This is a genomic window from Bacillus sp. REN16 (assembly GCF_020731355.1).
In the GTDB taxonomy this organism is placed as follows: domain Bacteria; phylum Bacillota; class Bacilli; order Bacillales; family Bacillaceae_L; genus Ferdinandcohnia.
In genome coordinates this window covers 59,810-77,733 of record NZ_JAJFZK010000003.1, presented here as the reverse complement: position 1 = coordinate 77,733, position 17,924 = coordinate 59,810, and the positions used below count along the sequence as shown (strand labels likewise).

Annotated in this window: 12 protein-coding genes; 11 read left to right on the top strand and 1 reads right to left on the bottom strand. The window is 39.2% G+C overall.

Features of this window, described 5'->3' with window-relative positions; genetic code table 11:
- The first annotated feature begins 7 nt into the window (after nt 1–7).
- The 7 genes from LKW28_RS04245 to manA all read left to right on the top strand — a co-directional run bounded on the left by LKW28_RS04245 (nt 8) and on the right by manA (nt 10,870).
- Nucleotides 8–1,747, top strand: a complete 1,740-nt coding sequence (locus LKW28_RS04245) for a M28 family peptidase (protein WP_229139107.1) — start codon at nt 8–10, stop codon at nt 1,745–1,747.
- Between the two features lie 92 nt (nt 1,748–1,839).
- On the top strand, nt 1,840–3,498 hold the full coding sequence (locus LKW28_RS04240; RefSeq protein ID WP_229139106.1) for a sigma 54-interacting transcriptional regulator: 1,659 nt from the start codon (nt 1,840–1,842) through the stop codon (nt 3,496–3,498).
- A 132-nt stretch (nt 3,499–3,630) separates the two neighbouring features.
- The gene (gene purU, locus LKW28_RS04235; protein WP_229139105.1) at nt 3,631–4,518 is read left to right on the top strand and encodes a formyltetrahydrofolate deformylase; all 888 of its coding nucleotides are present in this window, start codon (nt 3,631–3,633) and stop codon (nt 4,516–4,518) included.
- Between the two features lie 140 nt (nt 4,519–4,658).
- A complete protein-coding gene (locus LKW28_RS04230; protein WP_324255007.1) occupies nt 4,659–5,609 on the top strand; it encodes a ribose-phosphate diphosphokinase in 951 nt (316 codons plus the stop codon).
- A gap of 139 nt (nt 5,610–5,748) precedes the next feature.
- On the top strand, nt 5,749–7,674 hold the full coding sequence (locus tag LKW28_RS04225) for a BglG family transcription antiterminator (RefSeq protein WP_229139104.1): 1,926 nt from the start codon (nt 5,749–5,751) through the stop codon (nt 7,672–7,674).
- Nucleotides 7,675–7,856: 182 nt separating this feature from the next.
- On the top strand, nt 7,857–9,812 hold the full coding sequence (locus tag LKW28_RS04220) for a PTS fructose transporter subunit IIABC (protein WP_229139103.1): 1,956 nt from the start codon (nt 7,857–7,859) through the stop codon (nt 9,810–9,812).
- Between the two features lie 98 nt (nt 9,813–9,910).
- Complete coding sequence (gene manA / locus LKW28_RS04215; RefSeq protein ID WP_229139102.1) at nt 9,911–10,870, top strand: mannose-6-phosphate isomerase, class I; 960 nt, start codon at nt 9,911–9,913, stop codon at nt 10,868–10,870.
- A 223-nt stretch (nt 10,871–11,093) separates the two neighbouring features.
- On the opposite strand, the gene LKW28_RS04210 is transcribed toward manA, so the two are convergent.
- The gene (locus LKW28_RS04210) at nt 11,094–12,611 is read right to left on the bottom strand and encodes a hypothetical protein (protein WP_229139101.1); all 1,518 of its coding nucleotides are present in this window, start codon (nt 12,609–12,611) and stop codon (nt 11,094–11,096) included.
- Nucleotides 12,612–13,181: 570 nt separating this feature from the next.
- On the opposite strand from LKW28_RS04210, the gene LKW28_RS04205 reads away from it, so the two are divergent.
- The 4 genes from LKW28_RS04205 to LKW28_RS23110 all read left to right on the top strand — a co-directional run bounded on the left by LKW28_RS04205 (nt 13,182) and on the right by LKW28_RS23110 (nt 17,709).
- A complete protein-coding gene (locus tag LKW28_RS04205; protein ID WP_229139100.1) occupies nt 13,182–14,717 on the top strand; it encodes a YifB family Mg chelatase-like AAA ATPase in 1,536 nt (511 codons plus the stop codon).
- Nucleotides 14,718–14,778: 61 nt separating this feature from the next.
- On the top strand, nt 14,779–15,657 hold the full coding sequence (locus LKW28_RS04200) for a HipA domain-containing protein (protein WP_229139099.1): 879 nt from the start codon (nt 14,779–14,781) through the stop codon (nt 15,655–15,657).
- 3 nt (nt 15,658–15,660) lie between these two features.
- A complete protein-coding gene (locus LKW28_RS04195) occupies nt 15,661–16,422 on the top strand; it encodes an HIRAN domain-containing protein (RefSeq protein ID WP_229139098.1) in 762 nt (253 codons plus the stop codon).
- 126 nt (nt 16,423–16,548) lie between these two features.
- Nucleotides 16,549–17,709, top strand: a complete 1,161-nt coding sequence (locus tag LKW28_RS23110) for an SEC-C metal-binding domain-containing protein (RefSeq protein ID WP_324255006.1) — start codon at nt 16,549–16,551, stop codon at nt 17,707–17,709.
- The last annotated feature ends 215 nt before the right edge of the window (nt 17,710–17,924 follow it).

Here is a 17,924-nt window from a genome sequence, read left to right as displayed (position 1 = left end):
ACAAAAAATGGAAAGTGGAGTAAAACCCCTATTTGAAGAAGTAAATGCAGAGCTTTTAATGGAATATACAAAAAATATCGCACAAGAAGTTCGTTTATCAGGTTCTGAAGAAGAGCTTCGCGCGTTTTATTATGTAAAAGGTAAGCTAGAGGAATTCGGAATTGAACCTGTGCTAGAGTTTTGTGATGCCTATATTAGCCTCCCTGTAAGTGGAGACATAGAAGTTGAAGGAGTTCCATTTACATGTATTACTCATTCAATGGGAGCGACAACTCCTGAAGGTGGGGTAGAAGGACCAATTGTGTATGTTGGAAAAGGTCTGGAAGTCGATTTTTTAAACCAAAATGTACAGGGGAAAATCGTACTTATCGATGGTCTTGCAACAGGTCCTTCTGTTGAAAGAGCAGAAGCATCAGGTGCAATCGCAGCCATTTTTATTAATGCGGAGTACACACATGAAATGATTGTTTCATCAGTATGGGGAAGTCCGACAACGAAAACATTCCCATTATTACCAAATCTTCCAGTTGTGTCTTTAACGGCAAAGCGTGGGAATGAGATTAAGAGCATCCTCAGTGAAAACGTGCGTGCAAATGCCCGTGTCCAAACAAAAGTTGACACCGGATGGAGGAAGATACCCTTTTTAACAGGTGAAATCAAAGGGAATGTAGAACCAGAAAAATTTGTGTTGTTCAGTGGCCATATTGATTCATGGCATTATGGGGCTATGGATAATGGAACGGCGAATGCAACAATGGTCGAGGTTGCACGCATCATCGCAAGTCATAAAAGTGAATTAAGGCGATCGGTTCGTTTTGCATTTTGGTCTGGCCATTCTCACGGAAGATATGCAGCTTCAACGTGGTACTGTGACCAGAATTGGGAGGAGCTTCATGAAAATGGGGTAGCCCATGTCAATATTGATTCTGTAGGAGCAAAAGGTGCGAGCATTTTGTCAGAAAATAACTGTATGGCGGAAACGAAAGAAATTGTCAAACGATCTGTTCTAAAAATTGCGAATCAGCACTTTAATGGGTCACGGTATAGCCGCGCTGGAGACCAAAGCTTCTGGGGAACAGGAATGCCATCCTTATTAATGGGTCTTTCCGAGCAGCCGGCTTCAGAAGAACCTGCGGCACAGGCCTTTGGACAATTATTTGGCGGTGGAAAAACAGGAGGATACGGATGGTGGTGGCATACAACTGAGGACATGATAGACAAAATTGATCTTAAGAATTTAAGACGAGATTGCCAAGTTTATTTGGATATCGTTTATGATCTTGCGACTGCACCCATTATTCCTGTAAACCATCGCCTTTCGGTTGCCGAGATGAAAGATGCGCTGAATCAATATGCAGACCAAGCAAAGGGTGCCATTGATTTTGGGGTAGCGCTCGAACGCGTTATCGAATTAGAAAACAAACTTAACAAAATGTACGGGCTTATTGAAAATGGTGAAAATCTTTCCGAATATGAATATTTGTTTAACGAAGGAATTATACAACTTTCACAAGAATTGGTTCCTTTGAATTATGTGAAGGGTAACCGATTTGATCAGGATTTAGCTGTAAACCCAGTTGTGATTCCATCCCTGTCTGATATTTCAAAGCTTGAACAAGTTGAGCCACAAACACATGAATTTTTTTTACTTAGAACAGAATTGACAAGAAGTATAAACAAGGTAAACTATGCACTTTTACAAGCGAATCGAATTGTTGACAAGGTTTTAGATATTGAAAATAATTGATAAACATGGACTACCCATTATAGAATAGAAGAAATGAGGCTGTTGCATATCCAACAGCCTTTTCTAATATATGAAAATCAGGACGGGATTTTATGAATAGAAGACTCATTCTAATTGGAATACAAGAGGAGAATTTGCAACACTTATTTAAGCAGGTTGATCATATTTTTAATGGGTCGATAAATGTAAGTTGGATCAGTGTAAAAGAACTCAACTATGGCATGGTGAAGGAACAGGATATCGTGCTACTTACTGGAACGGCAATTTCCGAAATCGTAAAACCTTTTCTCCCTGAAAAATGTGTGTGCATCCCTGCATCAAGAACGGTGAACATCGTCAATACGAAAGAATTACTTCATCTCGCACATGGAAAACATATATTGGTAGTCAATGATAATGAAAAAGATGCGATTCAAACAGCAAATGCTTTAAAGCAAATCGTACCGGAACACGTGTATTTTCCTTTCGGCACTAATGGAACCATTATGGAAAATATTGATGTAGTTGTTACACCTGGTGAGGTAAATCTTGTGCCTAAAGGCTTTCCAATGGTGATTGATCTTGGCCCTCGTGTGATTTCATTTGATACAATAAAAGAAGTATGCGAATATTTTAGTTTGGAATTCGAGGAAACTTTATTATTCAATGGATATATTCGTTCATTGGTTTTCTTGTTTGAAAATAAGGTGGCAAATCGTCCGTCTATTCTAGAGGATCAAAATCAACAAAAAACCTTTGATCAATTTAGGACACGTTCTCCAATCATGTTACAAACGAAAAACATTGCCCAAAAACTTGCCGTTACACATCAGATTATTCATATTGAGGGAGAAACCGGGACAGGTAAACGAATGATGGCAGAAATGATTCATAATGAATCGTTGAACAGGTCTCTACCGTTTTACATTTATAATTGTGCGGACAAGGATGCCAAACAAATGGAAAAGGAGCTTTTCGGAGATAAGGAATCCAAGTTACCTGGTGTTTTGGAGGCGGCTAGAAGTTGCACCTTGTACATGAAAAATATAGACCACATCCCTAATCGACTACAGGGTAAGCTGCTAGAGTGGATTAAAATAAATGAAAGATTTGATGAAAAGGCTTTACAAAAGATTCGACTTATTTTTTCGACAATTGATAGTTTGCAAGAATTGGCAAATAAAAACGTGATTCGTAGGGATTTTTATTCGTATCTCTCCTCGTATCGTATTCGAATGCCTTCATTAACGGAAAGAATTGAAGACCTAGAAATGCTAATTGATGCATTTAAAGCTCACTTAAAAAAAGGTACTGTCACATTTTCCGGGGAAGTGATTGATGCATTTCTTCGTTATGAATGGTCAGGAAACGTAAGGGAACTGTATAATGTGGTTTCTTATTGTGTCTGTCTAAATATTTTTGACATTGAAATTGATTCACTACCGCTATTTTTTAAAGGGATTGAGAAAAAAACAGCCTCTAATAATGATGAAATTGATCTCAAAGAAGTCATTGATGAAATCGAAAAGCATGGGTTTTTGGAAGAAAGTATTAATCTGTTGAAAATCTTGAAAAAGGGAAAAGAACAGAATAAATCCTATGGTAGAAAGGGTTTACAAAAACAAATGAATGATAAGGAAAACTCACTCACGGACCAGCAATTACGCCTGCGCCTTGAAGTACTGAAAAAAATGGGACTTCTAAACGTCCGAAAAGGTCGTGCTGGTACCACTATATCCTCAAAAGGGGAACAATTCTTGAATATGATGTGACATGGGGACAGGTTTACTGTCCCAGGGAAAAAGTGGTGGGACACAGAACCTGTCCCTCTGACCCGGAATTTTTAGACAACCCTCCAAGATACTGTTATAATATTTCTCATTAATTAATGTGAGGTAATGAACATGTATTTTAACAAGGAAGAGTTTCAAAGCAAGAATCAGAATCATGGAAGGCTATTGGTGAGTTGTCCCGACCAACCGGGAATCGTGATGGCAATCTCCCAATTACTATATTCATTCGATGCGAATATCATTGAATCCAGCCAATATTCCACCCATCATCAAGAAGGGACATTTTATCTTCGCATTGAATTTGACTGCCCATCCTTATCTGAGAAAAAGCCAGAAATGGAATCTGCTTTTTTAGAGGTTGCAGAAAAATTTTCAATGAAGTGGAAGCTAATCGATGTCCAAAATGTGAAAAGAACAGCCATCTTTGTTTCCAAGCAACTGCACTGTTTGCATGAGCTTCTATGGGAATGGCAAAGCGGCGACTTGATGACGGATATTTCGCTTGTCGTGAGCAATCATGAGGATGCGCGACCTGTTGTTGAAAATCTCGGTATTCCGTTCATTTATATTCCTGCAAACAAGGACATCCGAAAGCAGGTTGAGGAACAGCAATTACAAATTTTAAAAGAGTATGAAATTGATTTAATCGTGCTCGCACGTTACATGCAGGTGTTAACACCGGACTTTGTCGCGGCATATCCAAATCAAATTATCAACATTCACCACTCATTCCTGCCGGCGTTTGTCGGAGCAAGACCGTATGAGCGTGCATATACTCGCGGGGTAAAATTAATTGGTGCGACCTCCCATTATGTCACAAACGACTTGGACGAGGGCCCGATTATTGAACAAGATATTGCACGCGTTGATCACCGTGACGATGTGGCAAGACTGAAAAAAATCGGTCAAAACATCGAAAGAAACGTGCTCGCCCGTGGAGTAAAATGGCATCTGGAAGACCGAATTATTGTCGATCATAATAAGACGATTGTGTTTTGATATGGAGGGCATCACGTGCGTGGTGTCCTTTTTTATGGATTATACTAAGATTTGTCGAAATTTGTGACCTGGCCCTATGTAAATGCCCGCAAAATTAGGTTATATTATATATAGACTATTTTTTGCTTGGAGGACGAACAGTGGCTTACCAATTAAACAATTGTTTTAAAATGTTTAGTTTAAATTCAAATTCAAAATTAGCCGAGGAAATGGCAACGTTACTTGGCTGTGAGTTAGGGAAAAGTTCAGTATCTCGTTTTAGTGACGGAGAAATACATATTAACATAGAAGAAAGTGTGCGCGGAAGTGAGGTATACTTGGTACAATCGACCTCACAGCCAGCAAACGAGCACGTGATGGAACTGTTAATCATGATTGATGCGCTAAAAAGGGCATCTGCTAAAAACATCAATGTTGTAATTCCTTACTACGGGTATGCACGCCAGGACCGAAAAGCCCGCTCACGTGAACCAATCACAGCGAAGCTTATCGCAAATCTACTTGAAAAAGCGGGTGCAACAAGGGTTGTTACTATGGATCTGCACGCACCGCAAATTCAAGGATTTTTCGATATTCCTGTGGATCAATTGCTTGGTGTACCGCTTCTTGCGGAATATTTTGCTGGAAAAGGGCTTGAAGATGTCGTCATAGTTGCACCTGACCAAGGCGGTGTTGTTCGGGCTAGAAAATTGGCAAGCCAGTTAAATGCACCAATTGCCTTTATCGATAAACGACGTCCGAAGCCAAATGTGGCGCAAATCATGAATATCGTTGGTAATATCGAAGGGAAAAATGCCATCATTATCGACGACTTAATTGACACAGCCGGAACGATTACCATTGCTGCGAAAGCCTTAAAAGAAATGGGAGCAAAGGGAGTGTACGCATGCTGTACGCACCCAGTCTTATCAGGCCCAGCAATTGAACGAATTGAGTCTTCACCAATTCAAGAACTGGTCATCACAAATACCATTCAATTACCAGAAGAAAAACGAATCGATAAAATCACAACCATTTCCGTTGCACCATTGCTAGTCAACGCAATCGACCGCATCCACAACGAAAAAGCTGTGAGTCCTTTATTTGAATAGAACTTTTTAACGGGCTGCTCCACTCGGTGGGGTGGCTCTTTATTGTGGGATAGTGAATTTTTCCCAGTGGCACTTACATTGATTTGGCCAGTAAATCACGTTACACTTTGTATATTGAAAGTTTAAGCAGGTGCTTCGAATGAATCATAGACAGAAGGAATTATTAAGATTGTTGCTTCTTAACGAGGATGGGACATTACAAATAAACGATTTAGCAGAAAAATTGGATTGTGCGGAGAAAACGGTGCGGAATGATTTGGACCGCTTGGAGGAGTTTCTGCAGGATTATGATAGCGCTAGTATGGTTCGTAAGCCGGGCATCGGGATTTCCATCATAATTGATGAGTACGACCGGTCGGAGATTTTACGCGATATGCTATCAAGTGAACTGAAAACGTTTGAAGAACGATTGTTTGAGATGGCTTTTCAGTTGTTAACAAGCCGGGAGGGAATTACATTAAAATATTGGGCAGATCGTTATTATGTCCCAAAGGCTACAATCAAAAAAGATTTGGAAACGATTATGAATTGGCTTCAATATTTTGAGCTAGAATTAGTTTCAAAACAGCGAATTGGGAATATCGTACAAGGTACAGAATTAAAGAAGCGGAATGCATTGGCGCATTTATCCGACCTAGTCCAGACTGAAAATAATGCTGTCTTGGATTTATTTTTACCCTATGAGATCTCAACTGTGAGAAGAGTGTTAAAAGATATGCAAAATAAGTGTTCGATTTCGTTTACGGATGAGGCTGTCGAAAGTTTGCTTGTTCATGCATTGGTTATGATTAAGCGGACACGTCAAAAATCACCTGTGTTTGTTAAAGATACTGAAATAGAGGATGCCATAAAGCGGAAGGAATATCAGTATGCGACTTGGTTCTTCATCCAACTCGAATCGGCGTTTCGATTAAAATTTCCGCAGGTAGAACAGGTTTATTTTACCTGGCATTTGATTAGTGGAAAACGGATGGTGGAAGGCTCACAGCAGATACTTCAATATAATGAGGAAACAGTTGCGATTGTCCAAGCCCTCCTTGAAAAAATGACCCAACTTACCCTTTTCCGATTTGAAGATGACCCGATTTTAACAAATGGACTTACCGTACATATGCACTCGGTCTTAAACCGAATCCGTTACGGTTTTCCAATTACCAACCCACTTCTTTCGAAGATTAAACAAATGTATCCGTATATGATTAGTATGGTGATTTTGTCACTTGAAGAAATAAATCACATTTTTAATTTGGAGATTCCAGAGGATGAGGCGGCTTATATCGTCCTTCATTTTCAAGCTTCGATTGAAAGGCTTGAAACAAAACGCCAGGTAGAGAAAAAGAAGGCTTTGATTGTTTGCCATATGGGAATCGGCATGTCGCATTTACTTCGGGCGAAAATTGAGCAAAAATATCAGGAAATCGAGATTTTAGACTGTATCGGGAAAGCAGAGATCACGCATTATTTAAGTCAGAAGCAGGTTGATTTTATTATCTCCACCATTGCGCTTGAAAACATAGAGGTGGAAACGATTGTCATTTCCCCGTTATTTAGTCAGGAGGATAAGAAGAAATTAAATCAGTTTGTCGAAGAACTTCAGGTTAAAAAGAAACGTCAATCGCAGGATGCCCATGTTTTCTCTCCGTTACTAAGGGAAGAGCTCACTTTTTTCGATGTCCAAAAGGAACACCGGTATGAGGTTGTTGAAATGCTTGCAATGTCGCTTTATGAAAAAGGCTTTGTGACCCGAGAGTATATACATAGCTCTGTTAACCGGGAACGGAAATCCTCAACAGCGATTGGCGGGGGGATTGCGATTCCGCATGGAGACCCATCCCTCATTCAAAAGCCTGTACTAGCAGTGGCATTATTACAAGAGCCTCTGGAGTGGGGAGATGAGTTCGTTTCGCTTGTTTTCATGCTTTCAATCTCAAAAGAGTCTCAAACAGAGCTCCGTGAAATTATTGGAAACATTGCCTCGCTTAGTGAAACGCCACTTGTTGTGAAAAAATTAATGGAAGCACAGGATTTTAAAAGATTTGTTCGGGTGCTTGAGGAAAGTTTATAAAAAATTTGTAAGCAGTGTGGGTACGAGTTGCTCCACTGCTTATTATTTTTATTAAACGTTTTCAAATAAAAATTCATTTTACCGCAAGTTCCGGTAAAAATATAAGAAATTAGCAGGACAAGAAGGGGGTACTATAAAGGTAGGCGTTTACAAAAATTATTTTTTAGGTAGGAGGAACTAGCATGGCAAAAATAGTAGCGGTTACAGCTTGTCCTGTTGGTATTGCTCATACGTACATGGCCGCTGAGAACTTACAAAAAGCAGGCAAAGCGTTGGGCGTTGATATAAAAGTTGAGACACAAGGTTCAATTGGTGTCGAAAATGCATTAACAGATCAAGATATTGCTGAAGCAGATGGCATTATCATTGCGGCAGATAAAGAAGTACCGAAAGAGCGTTTCGCTGGAAAAAAGGTAGTCATTACCGGTGTTAAAGATGGTGTGCATAAGCCAGAAGAACTGATCAAACAGGTTCTAAGTGAGGATGCCTCTATTTACAAACCGGACATGGCAACAGCCAGCAAAGCAAACAGCCCTAAGAAAAAAGAAAACCCTATCTATAAGCACTTAATGAGCGGTGTTTCCTACATGGTTCCATTCATTGTGGTAGGGGGATTGTTGATTGCGCTTGCGTTAACACTTGGCGGTGAGCAAACACCCGGCGGGATTGTGATTCCGGAGGATTCAATTTGGAAGCAGGTTGAAAGCCTTGGCGGAACAGCATTCATGTTCATGGTTCCGATTTTGGCAGGCTTTATTGCTGTAAGTATCGCGGACCGTCCAGGACTTGTTCCCGGGATGATTGGCGGCTACATTGCCGCAAATGGCAGTTTTTATGGAAGTGAAGCGGGTGCCGGATTTATTGGCGGTATCATTGCCGGTTTCTTAGCAGGTTATGTGGCCCTTGCAATTAAAAAAATTAAAGTGCCAAAAGCCGTTCAACCAGTTATGCCAATTATCTTTATTCCAATTTTTGCATCGGTCATTGTTGGGTTACTATTCATTTATGTCATCGGGGCACCAGTTGCCCAAGTGTTTGAATCCTTGACAGAATTATTAGCCGGTATGCAAGGTGGAAGTTCAATTCTATTAGCTATGATTCTTGGGGCAATGATTGCCTTTGATATGGGTGGTCCATTCAACAAGGTTGCATTTTTATTCGGTTCAGCGATGATTGCAGAAGGAAACTATGAAATCATGGGACCAATTGCGGTTGCGATCTGTATTCCGCCAATTGGTTTAGGACTTGCAACATTTATCAATAAGCGTAAATTCCGTCCAACGGAAAGAGAAGCAGGGAAAGCATCATTCACAATGGGCTTATTCGGAATAACTGAAGGAGCGATTCCATTCGCTGCACAAGATCCATTACGCGTAATTCCAAGTATTGTCGTCGGTTCTATGGTTGGTTCTGTCATTGCAATGATGGCGAATGTTGGCGACAGAGTCGCACACGGCGGTCCAATTGTAGCAGTATTAGGTGCGGTTGACAATGTGATTATGTTCTTTGTTGCAGCGATTATTGGTGCCGTGGTTACAGCCTTTATGGTTATTGCACTGAAAAAGAATGTTGAAGGCGAGCCAGCGGTTGCAGTTGCTGATGGATCTGGAGTGGTAGCGGCTGAACCGGTTCGCGAAGAAAAAGTTGAACAGACAGGAGCTCCTGCATCGAACGTAGAAATTAAGAAATTAACGGATATTTCAAGTGAGTATTTAATTGAGCCAGATTTAGTTGGTGCCACTCGCGATGATGTAATCGATGAATTAATCGCAAAGTTAGATGCTAGTGGTGTATTAAATTCAAAAGAAGAGTTTAAACAAGCGATATTAAATCGTGAAGAACAAAGCTCCACCGGACTAGGAATGAATATTGCCATTCCGCATGGAAAATCAAATACCGTGAAACATCCAGCTGTTGCCTTCGGGATTAAGCGTGACGGTGTTGACTGGAATAGCCTAGACGGAACGGATGCAAAGCTCATCTTTATGATTGCTGTTCCTGAACACGCAGCAGGTGACGCACATCTGAAAATTTTACAAATGCTTTCTCGTAAATTAATGGACGAAGACTTCAGGGAGCAATTACTAAAAACAACAACGAAAGAACAGGCTTATCAATTGCTTGAGGATATTCAGTAAAATATAGTAAGGTTGGAAAGAGGGCAGAGAAATGATATGCTCTCTTTTCGGCTATACATAGATCAATTATTGGAAATCAAATACATGGAGGCTAAAGAATGTATAATAACGAACCTATTTTTCTGCAACCCGTTTTTCAAGAAAGAATTTGGGGCGGGAAGAAATTACAGTCGGAATTTCAATATGAAATCCCCTCTGAGCAAACTGGGGAAGCATGGGTGATTTCTGCCCATTCGAATGGTCCCAGCATGATAAAAAATGGCCCACTGAAGGGAAAAACATTAGCAGATGCTTGGAATGAACAAGGGGAGCTTTTTAACAAACAGCCTGATAATGACGAAGAATATCCATTGCTTGTAAAAATTTTAGACGCAGCAGATGACCTTTCCGTTCAGGTGCATCCAAACGATCAGTTCGCGCGAAAGGTGGAAGGCGTGCCATTTGGGAAAACAGAATGTTGGTACGTTGTGAGTGCAGAAGATGGGGCCGAATTGGTACTTGGACACCATGCGAAAACACAGGAAGAACTTGCACAAATGATTGAGCAGGGTGAGTGGGATAAGCTATTAAGACGCATTAAAGTAAAAGCTGGGGACTTTGTTTACGTTCCAAGCGGCACGATTCATGCAATTGGAAAAGGTATTGTCATTCTCGAAACCCAGCAAAGCTCTGATATCACTTACCGTGTTTATGACTATGATCGAACAGACAACGCGGGTAACAAGCGAGAACTCCATCTGAAACGTTCGATTCAAGTAACAACCGTTCCTCATCAGGATGCAGCAGTCGAGCAAACAGAAAATATGTATGACGGTTTAATCGAAAAAAGACTCGTTGAGGAGCAATATTTTACGGTTTATCACTGGAATTTGAACGGTAAGGCATCTCGTGAATTGAACCATGATTTTTTACAAGTAAGTGTTTTAGAAGGTCAAGCCATCCTAACGATCGAAGGCCAAACATTTGAAATCCAAAAAGGCACACATTTTATCATTCCAAATGGAATTCGTGAATATAGCCTTGACGGTCAAGCAGAGTTTATCGTATCGCATGTTTAGGTGGGGCAGAGGGACAGGTACACTCAGTTTGGAAAAATGTGGTTGGGCAAAGAACCTGTCCCTGTATCCCTTATGAAAAAAGAAAAACCCAAGAATGCTGTTATATCAACATTCTTGGGTTTATGGTTTGGAGAAAACTTTTTAGGCAGTAACTTCTACTTTTTACTCAGTTCAAAGCTATTAAACTCATATTACGCCAAATGATTATGTTACTAAGTTTTTATTATTTTAAGAAGCTCATAAAGTTATGGAATGAAGCAACTAGATCTTGATAGTATCCAATCATTTTATCCTTTAAAGAGATTTTTTCTGCTTCCTTTACTTCTTCATTTTGATTCGTTTGTTCTGTTTCAGTAGTTGAAATGACTTCTACGCCAGTTTCGGTTTGTATGGGTTCTGCAATCTCGACCTCTGCATTTTCTACTGTTTCCAGCTCTATTGTTTCTGAATCAGAAGATTGATCTTCATTTTCAACATTAACATCTGTATCAATTGTTGATTCAGTATTTGAATTGTCAACCGTTGTGTCTAGAGCTGTGTCAGCCTCTAATGTTGTTGTATCTGTTGTTTCATCAGCATTCGCAGATGCTTCGGTTGCTGCATTAACCTCTGCTGTGTTTTTTGATACTTCATTTGTTTGTTCGGAAATTGTTTGGTCTAAATTTTGATCAATAACGGATTGATAGTATCCAATAATACTTTTGTAGCTATCTTCGATAAATTGATAAGATTCATCTACCCATGTACTCGGGTCATCAACAGCAATTGGAGTATCAGTACTTTCCTCAGTTAATTCATCATCAGCATTTGTAGTGTCATTGCTTACTTGATCATCTTCCGTAGGTGTATTGATACCTTCCTCTGTTCCTGGTTCTTCACCTGTTGTAGGATTGTCCGTGATTTCGCCTTCTTGTTGCTCATCAAGGGTCGTTTCATCTGCATCATCAGCAGCTTGGTCATCCTCAGTTGGAATTTCAGCCTTGTCACCTGTTTGTTCATCAACCGTATTTGCAATGTCATCGCTAGCTTGTCCATCTTCAGCCGAAGTTTCAGTATCTTCATCAGCATCTGCCATATCATCACTTACTTGAACATCTTCAGTTGGTGCATCAGCCCCTTCCTCTGTTCCTGGTTCTTCACCTATTGCAGGATTATCCGTGATTTCGTCTTCTTGTTGCTCATCCTGAATGGTTTCGTCTGCATCATCAGCCGTTTGGTCAACTTCAGTTGGTAGGTCAGTCCCGTCTCCAGTTTCCTCATCAACCGTATTTGAAGCGTCGTCTTCGGCTTCCCCTTTATCATCCTCAGTTGCCTCTTCATCAGCAGTATCATCAGCTATTACTTCATCTTCAGTTGGTGCATCAGTACCGTCCACTGTTCCTAGTTCTTCAGCTGTTGCAGGATTTTCCGTGATTTCGCCTTCTTGTTGCTCATCTTGAATTGTTTCGTCAGTATCATCGTTCGTTGTACCGGATTTAGATTTAGCAAGTTCGCTAATTAATTTCCCTTTTTCAGGGGAACCTTCTAGACTTTTAGCTAATGAAGATACTTCCTGACCGTGATTTTTCACTTGCTGGACAGCTGCCTGATCAACGACCTTGTTTTCAAGCTCTGCCGCAGAAATAGGAGCACCAGCCGCTAAAAGGCCTGCAGTCACCATTGATGTTGACATTACTAGTGGAGCTACTTTTTTTGATAGGGTTTTGTTTGCTTTTTTAGATTCGATCTGTTTTTTATTCATTGCTTCGTCTCTCCCAACTCGTAATTTTTTTAATAGGTGGATTGTTTATAATCCGTTACTTGCCGTGTCACCTCCTATAAGTTTGAGGGTGGGTATTGGATGGGATTACCTGTGATACCAATACCTTCCCCTTTATCCTACAGAAAGTTTGTTATCATTCGGTGTTACTCAGATTAAAAAAAATGACTGTTTATTAACGAATTTGTTGAATTTTGCAATAAATGAAATGTATAAAATAATGCTGTGAAACTCATATCCTGAAAGAAGAAAGACACATTTGCACCTGTTCTGCTCAATCTTTCCAATCCTTTTTGAAACAGCACTTTTTGAAAAAATATGTCCAAAATTTAGTTACAAATTGTTTAAAGTTATGAAGACTATTAAAGGAGTGTCATCTCTTTGTAATAGATTGAAAGAAAACCTGGTCGAGGTAAGGTACAGAGTATTACTTTATGGGATGGGACAGGTAAAGCGTCCTAAAATAAATTAATAATTGACAAAAGTTGATAAAGTAGTGTATATTACAAATACGAACATATATTCTACTTATTTGAGCTAAGGAGGACGAAAATGACCACTGTTGTCACGAGTATCGGATTGCGTGGACTGGAAGGATATAAAGTAAATGTTGAGGTTCAAATAATTCCCGGTAGAGAGTCTGTCAGTTTAGTTGGTCTACCTGATGCCAGTGTTAAGGAGTCAAAGGACCGTGTGATGGCCACATTGTATGCAAATAATTGTAGTTTTCCAGGCAAGAAGATCATTATTAATCTCTCACCTTCTGAGCAAAAGAAAAATATCCCTATTTTTGATCTGGCAATGGCAATAGGGTTAATGAAAGAAATGCATTATATTCAACGTGAGATACCGGAAAACACCGCTTTTCTTGGAGCATTATCTCTTACCGGAGAAATTAAGTCAGTAAAGGGTATGCTACCAGCAATTCTAGCAGCCAAAAGGCAAAATATTAAAATTCTGTACCTACCATTCATTGAAGATTTGCCATTTGCAAATCTTGAAGGAATAGATCTGCGATTTGTTCATTCACTTGATGACGTAGTACAATCTTTATCAGGCAAAGCAAAATCAATGTTTCAAGCCTCTACTAAGAATCTACAAAAATCCCCACCACAGAATACCCAAGATGAAAAAGATTTCAAATACATAATCGGCCATCAACGTGCAAAGCGTGCACTAGAAATAGCAGCAGCCGGAGCCCATAATGTTTTACTAATTGGCCCACCGGGAAGTGGAAAAAGTCTATTGTCGGAGTCGTTACCTTCGATTCTGCCACCATTAACGAAGGATAGTCAATTTGATGTAATGAGCATTTATCAGTTAGCGGAAGTATCACAACTTAACCCAACTCAAGCGCCATTTCGTTCTCCACACCATTCTTCATCCTCTGTTTCCCTAATTGGAGGAAGCTCCAATCCAAAGCCAGGTGAAGTTTCCCTTGCACATCATGGTGTACTGTTTTTGGATGAAATGGCAGAATTTCCGAGGCGGAGTTTGGATATGCTGAGACAACCAATTGAAACGGGAAAGGTAACGATAAGTCGAGCGGCCACAACAGTTATCTACCCTTCCAGGTTTATTTTGATTGGCGCTATGAACCCTTGTCCATGTGGTTATTTGGGTGATCGAAGTCATTATTGTACGTGTACACCAAAACAAATAAACGCCTATCAAAATCGGATTTCTGGCCCAATTTTAGACCGCATTGATATTATTCTAGAATTAGAATCAGTTCCTTTGCAACGCGATTTACAAGAAAAAAATGAATCTTCTCAAGTAATACGGAGGCGAGTCATTGAAGCAAGGAATAGACAGCATAAACGATACCAAGGTGAATTTTTAAATTCAATTGCAGAAAATGAAATGTTTAGAATCGGAAAATCCCTTCAATACGAACAAAAACAGTTGATTCAAAAATGGTCTGCCAGTTGTCAATGGAGCAGTCGTGTACAAATGAAAATACTACGTTTGGCTAGAACCATATCCGATTTGAGTGGAGATGAGTCCATCACGAATGAAGCACTGTGGGAAGCAATGTCTTTAAGAAGGACGAAAGCTGTTAGTTCGAAGGTTTTGGGAGCGCGGTAGGAAAAGTTAAGATCAAGATAAAATTTCAAAACTAGGGCTTTAATAAATGTGAGGTAATAAGATGAGGGACGTTACTAATTGGACTTTTATAAGTCACGGTGAAAAAAGTACTCTAGAAAAGGTTGAATTGTTATCACCAGATGAAAATGAATATATTATGAAATATCCGAGGGAATTATCTGGGGATCGTGTTAATTGGGAAGATGTAAATGAAGTAATTGGAGCAAAGATTGCTCAGTTACTAAATTTAAAGACTGTGGAAGCAGAAATAGCGTATAGAAACGGCAAGAGAGGGTGTTTAATGCTTCATTTTCTACGGCAATATGACGCAGACCAAGGTGAACCTGGAGCAGGTCTACTTTCGGCATTTTTTGGAGAAGAATATGAAGGTATACAAAATAGTGATTTAAACAGTTTTGAGCTATTAATTCAGGCATTTAATTTAATTGAACGGTATCCTGTTTTTAATTTGGTAAAGTATGAGTATATTTCAATGAATGTCTTTGATATTCTAATCGGTAATCAAGACCGTCATCCATTTAATTGGCAATTGCTTTTTAAAGGTAATGATGTATTTTTTGGTCCATTATATGATAATGGTGCATCACTTGGCTGGCAACTACCTGAGCAAAGACTTGAAAAGATCATTCAAAAAGAAGAGGAAATGCTAAAATTATATAAAAAAATGAAAGTTAAAATTGGACTTATCGAAAACACACAACCTCCTATTAAAGCGCAGGATGTACTAGAATATTGCAAAATGCATTTTCCTAATGAAATAAGACAAGTACTAATTAACCTTGAGGAGTTTAACCTAGAAGCTTATAATGATTTTATTGATACATTTCCACTTATTTCTACTGTTAGAAAACATTTTTTAAAGGAATTTATTAGGCAAAGAATAAATAAAATTATATTTGATTTGAGGAAAGGAGGATGAGACATGCATTCAATAAAGTCATTATTGGTTGTTTGGAAGAGTAAAGAAAAAAATTTATACTTTCATATTGGAACGTTGAGTTACGATGGTGAAAAATATATTTTTGAATATACCCACCATAGTAATTCGCACAGAAAGGTCCTTGATGCTGTAAGAAATGGATACCGTATACATCCGGCATTCCCAGATGTTCATAAGAAGTATATTGCTGCGTCCTTATTTCCTGCATTTGACCGGCGCATACCGTCATCGGATAGGGTAGATTATAAGAAAGTTTTAAAGGATTTAAACCTTCCTTTTGGAGCCGATCGAATGGACATACTTCGTGAAACAAGAGGAATTTTATCTGGTGATGCATACTCATTTGAAGAACCATTAAGGGTATATGAAAATAATCAGTTTGAAACAAATTTTTATATAAATGGTATGCGGCATCAGGATCTTCCGGAAAATTGGGTATCGCGATTAAGTGTCGGAAGTTCTTTACAGGCAATCCCGGATTATGACAATGAATTTGATCCTTATGCTGTTAAAATGGAAACAGTAGAGGGGATACAGCTAGGCTATGTTCCGGGTGTATCTGCTCAGGCTGTAAAGGCTCTGGTTGAACGGGGAGTGCAATTGTCATTTTATGTAAAAGAAATAAAATCAACCCTAGCACCCCAGTGGTGGGTTCGGGTAAATTTAATTGGCAATTTGGAAACTGCCTCAGATGGAATTTTCAATGAAAAGGATTTTGAAGGCTTAATTTTTAAAGTTGCATAGATTATTATCATTTATAAACAAGAAAAATAATTAGCCGACTGAAAAAGTTGGCTAATTATTTTTCTTCCGTTATATGAAAAGGTATTCTTTGTGAGTAAAATAGTTATTCGGGAAAGGAATGTACCAATGACATTTTTAGAAAAAATCAAACCACACTTATTGTCGAATGATCTCTTGATCCAAAAAACAGTCTTACGTGCGCTACATGACTATCCTTCTGTTCCTGAGGAATGGACGGTCGAGTTATTGAAGGAAGCGTTTAGCAACGAAGAGAAACAATCCTATATATTAATGTATCTTGATAACCAAACCATAAATGAAGAAGCACTAAATATTTTAATCGATAATATTCCTGTCATGACTCCAAAAAACAGCCACCACGCAAAAAACTTATTGAGTAGGGTTGATGCTGCGCTTGCTCTTAAATATAAAGAGAAGCTTAAAAAGTATATACCTGAACAAACCTGGTCAGTCTATGAAGTGATCGAGCAAGGTACAGAGGAAGAAGTTTATTCGATGTATGGAGAGGTGTTGAATAAACTTGATCGATCGCCATTCCGAACATATGACCTTTATCCAATTGTGAAAAAACTTTCGGAGTGTATTGTAAAAAAAGGATGGATAACCGAGGAAGAAATTGATATTACTCTTTCCGAGGAGGTTCATGATGAATGGTTCTCCGACAATGGTATTATAAATGTCTATATGGCTGGGTTACTAAACCTTGAAAAATACATCCCACTTTTTGCAAGTTTGTTAACAAGGGATGACGATTTTTTATTGGAGGAGGTTTCGGCTGCATTAGTACGTTTTCAATCGGACCATGTTGTAAAAGAGGTTGCCCCTTATGTAAGAGAGCCGGAATCAGTCATATATGCTGCTTCAATCTTGGGGAATATTAAAACGGATCTTGCACTTCAGGAGTTAAGAAAGGCTTATCGGGAAACGGATGAACTGGATGTGCAAGAGCCAATTATTGAAGCGCTCAGCTTCCATTTTTCAACTGATGCCCTCCCTGAATTCAACGCTCATATGGAGTATGAATACGCATATTCTCTAATTGAAGTTGAGCATGTCGCCTACAGCTTCTATACGATTGTGGGAGAAAAACATCCAGATATACAGGAATGGAAGAGAGTATCTATGAAAAGAGAAATGCAATTCAATAAGGAAATGAAAAAACCTGTACTTCAAACAGCCCCAGTTAAAAATGAAACTAAAATTGGAAGAAACGATCCATGTCCATGCGGCAGTGGAAAGAAATATAAGAAGTGTTGTGGAAAGTGACGATAGGACAGTTGAACTATTTTGGGGGTTCGCCTTTTTTGATTATTTACGGAAATGAAAATTGATGAAGCACTCCCATCTAATTAGTTTTGGATGGTAGTAAAATACAGAAAAAAGTAGCCACCTGCCAACCGAAGGATGGATAGCTACTTTTTTCAATAGTACTTAAAAATGCTTTGATCAACGGATCTATTTGCAGCAAATTGCATGCCTGT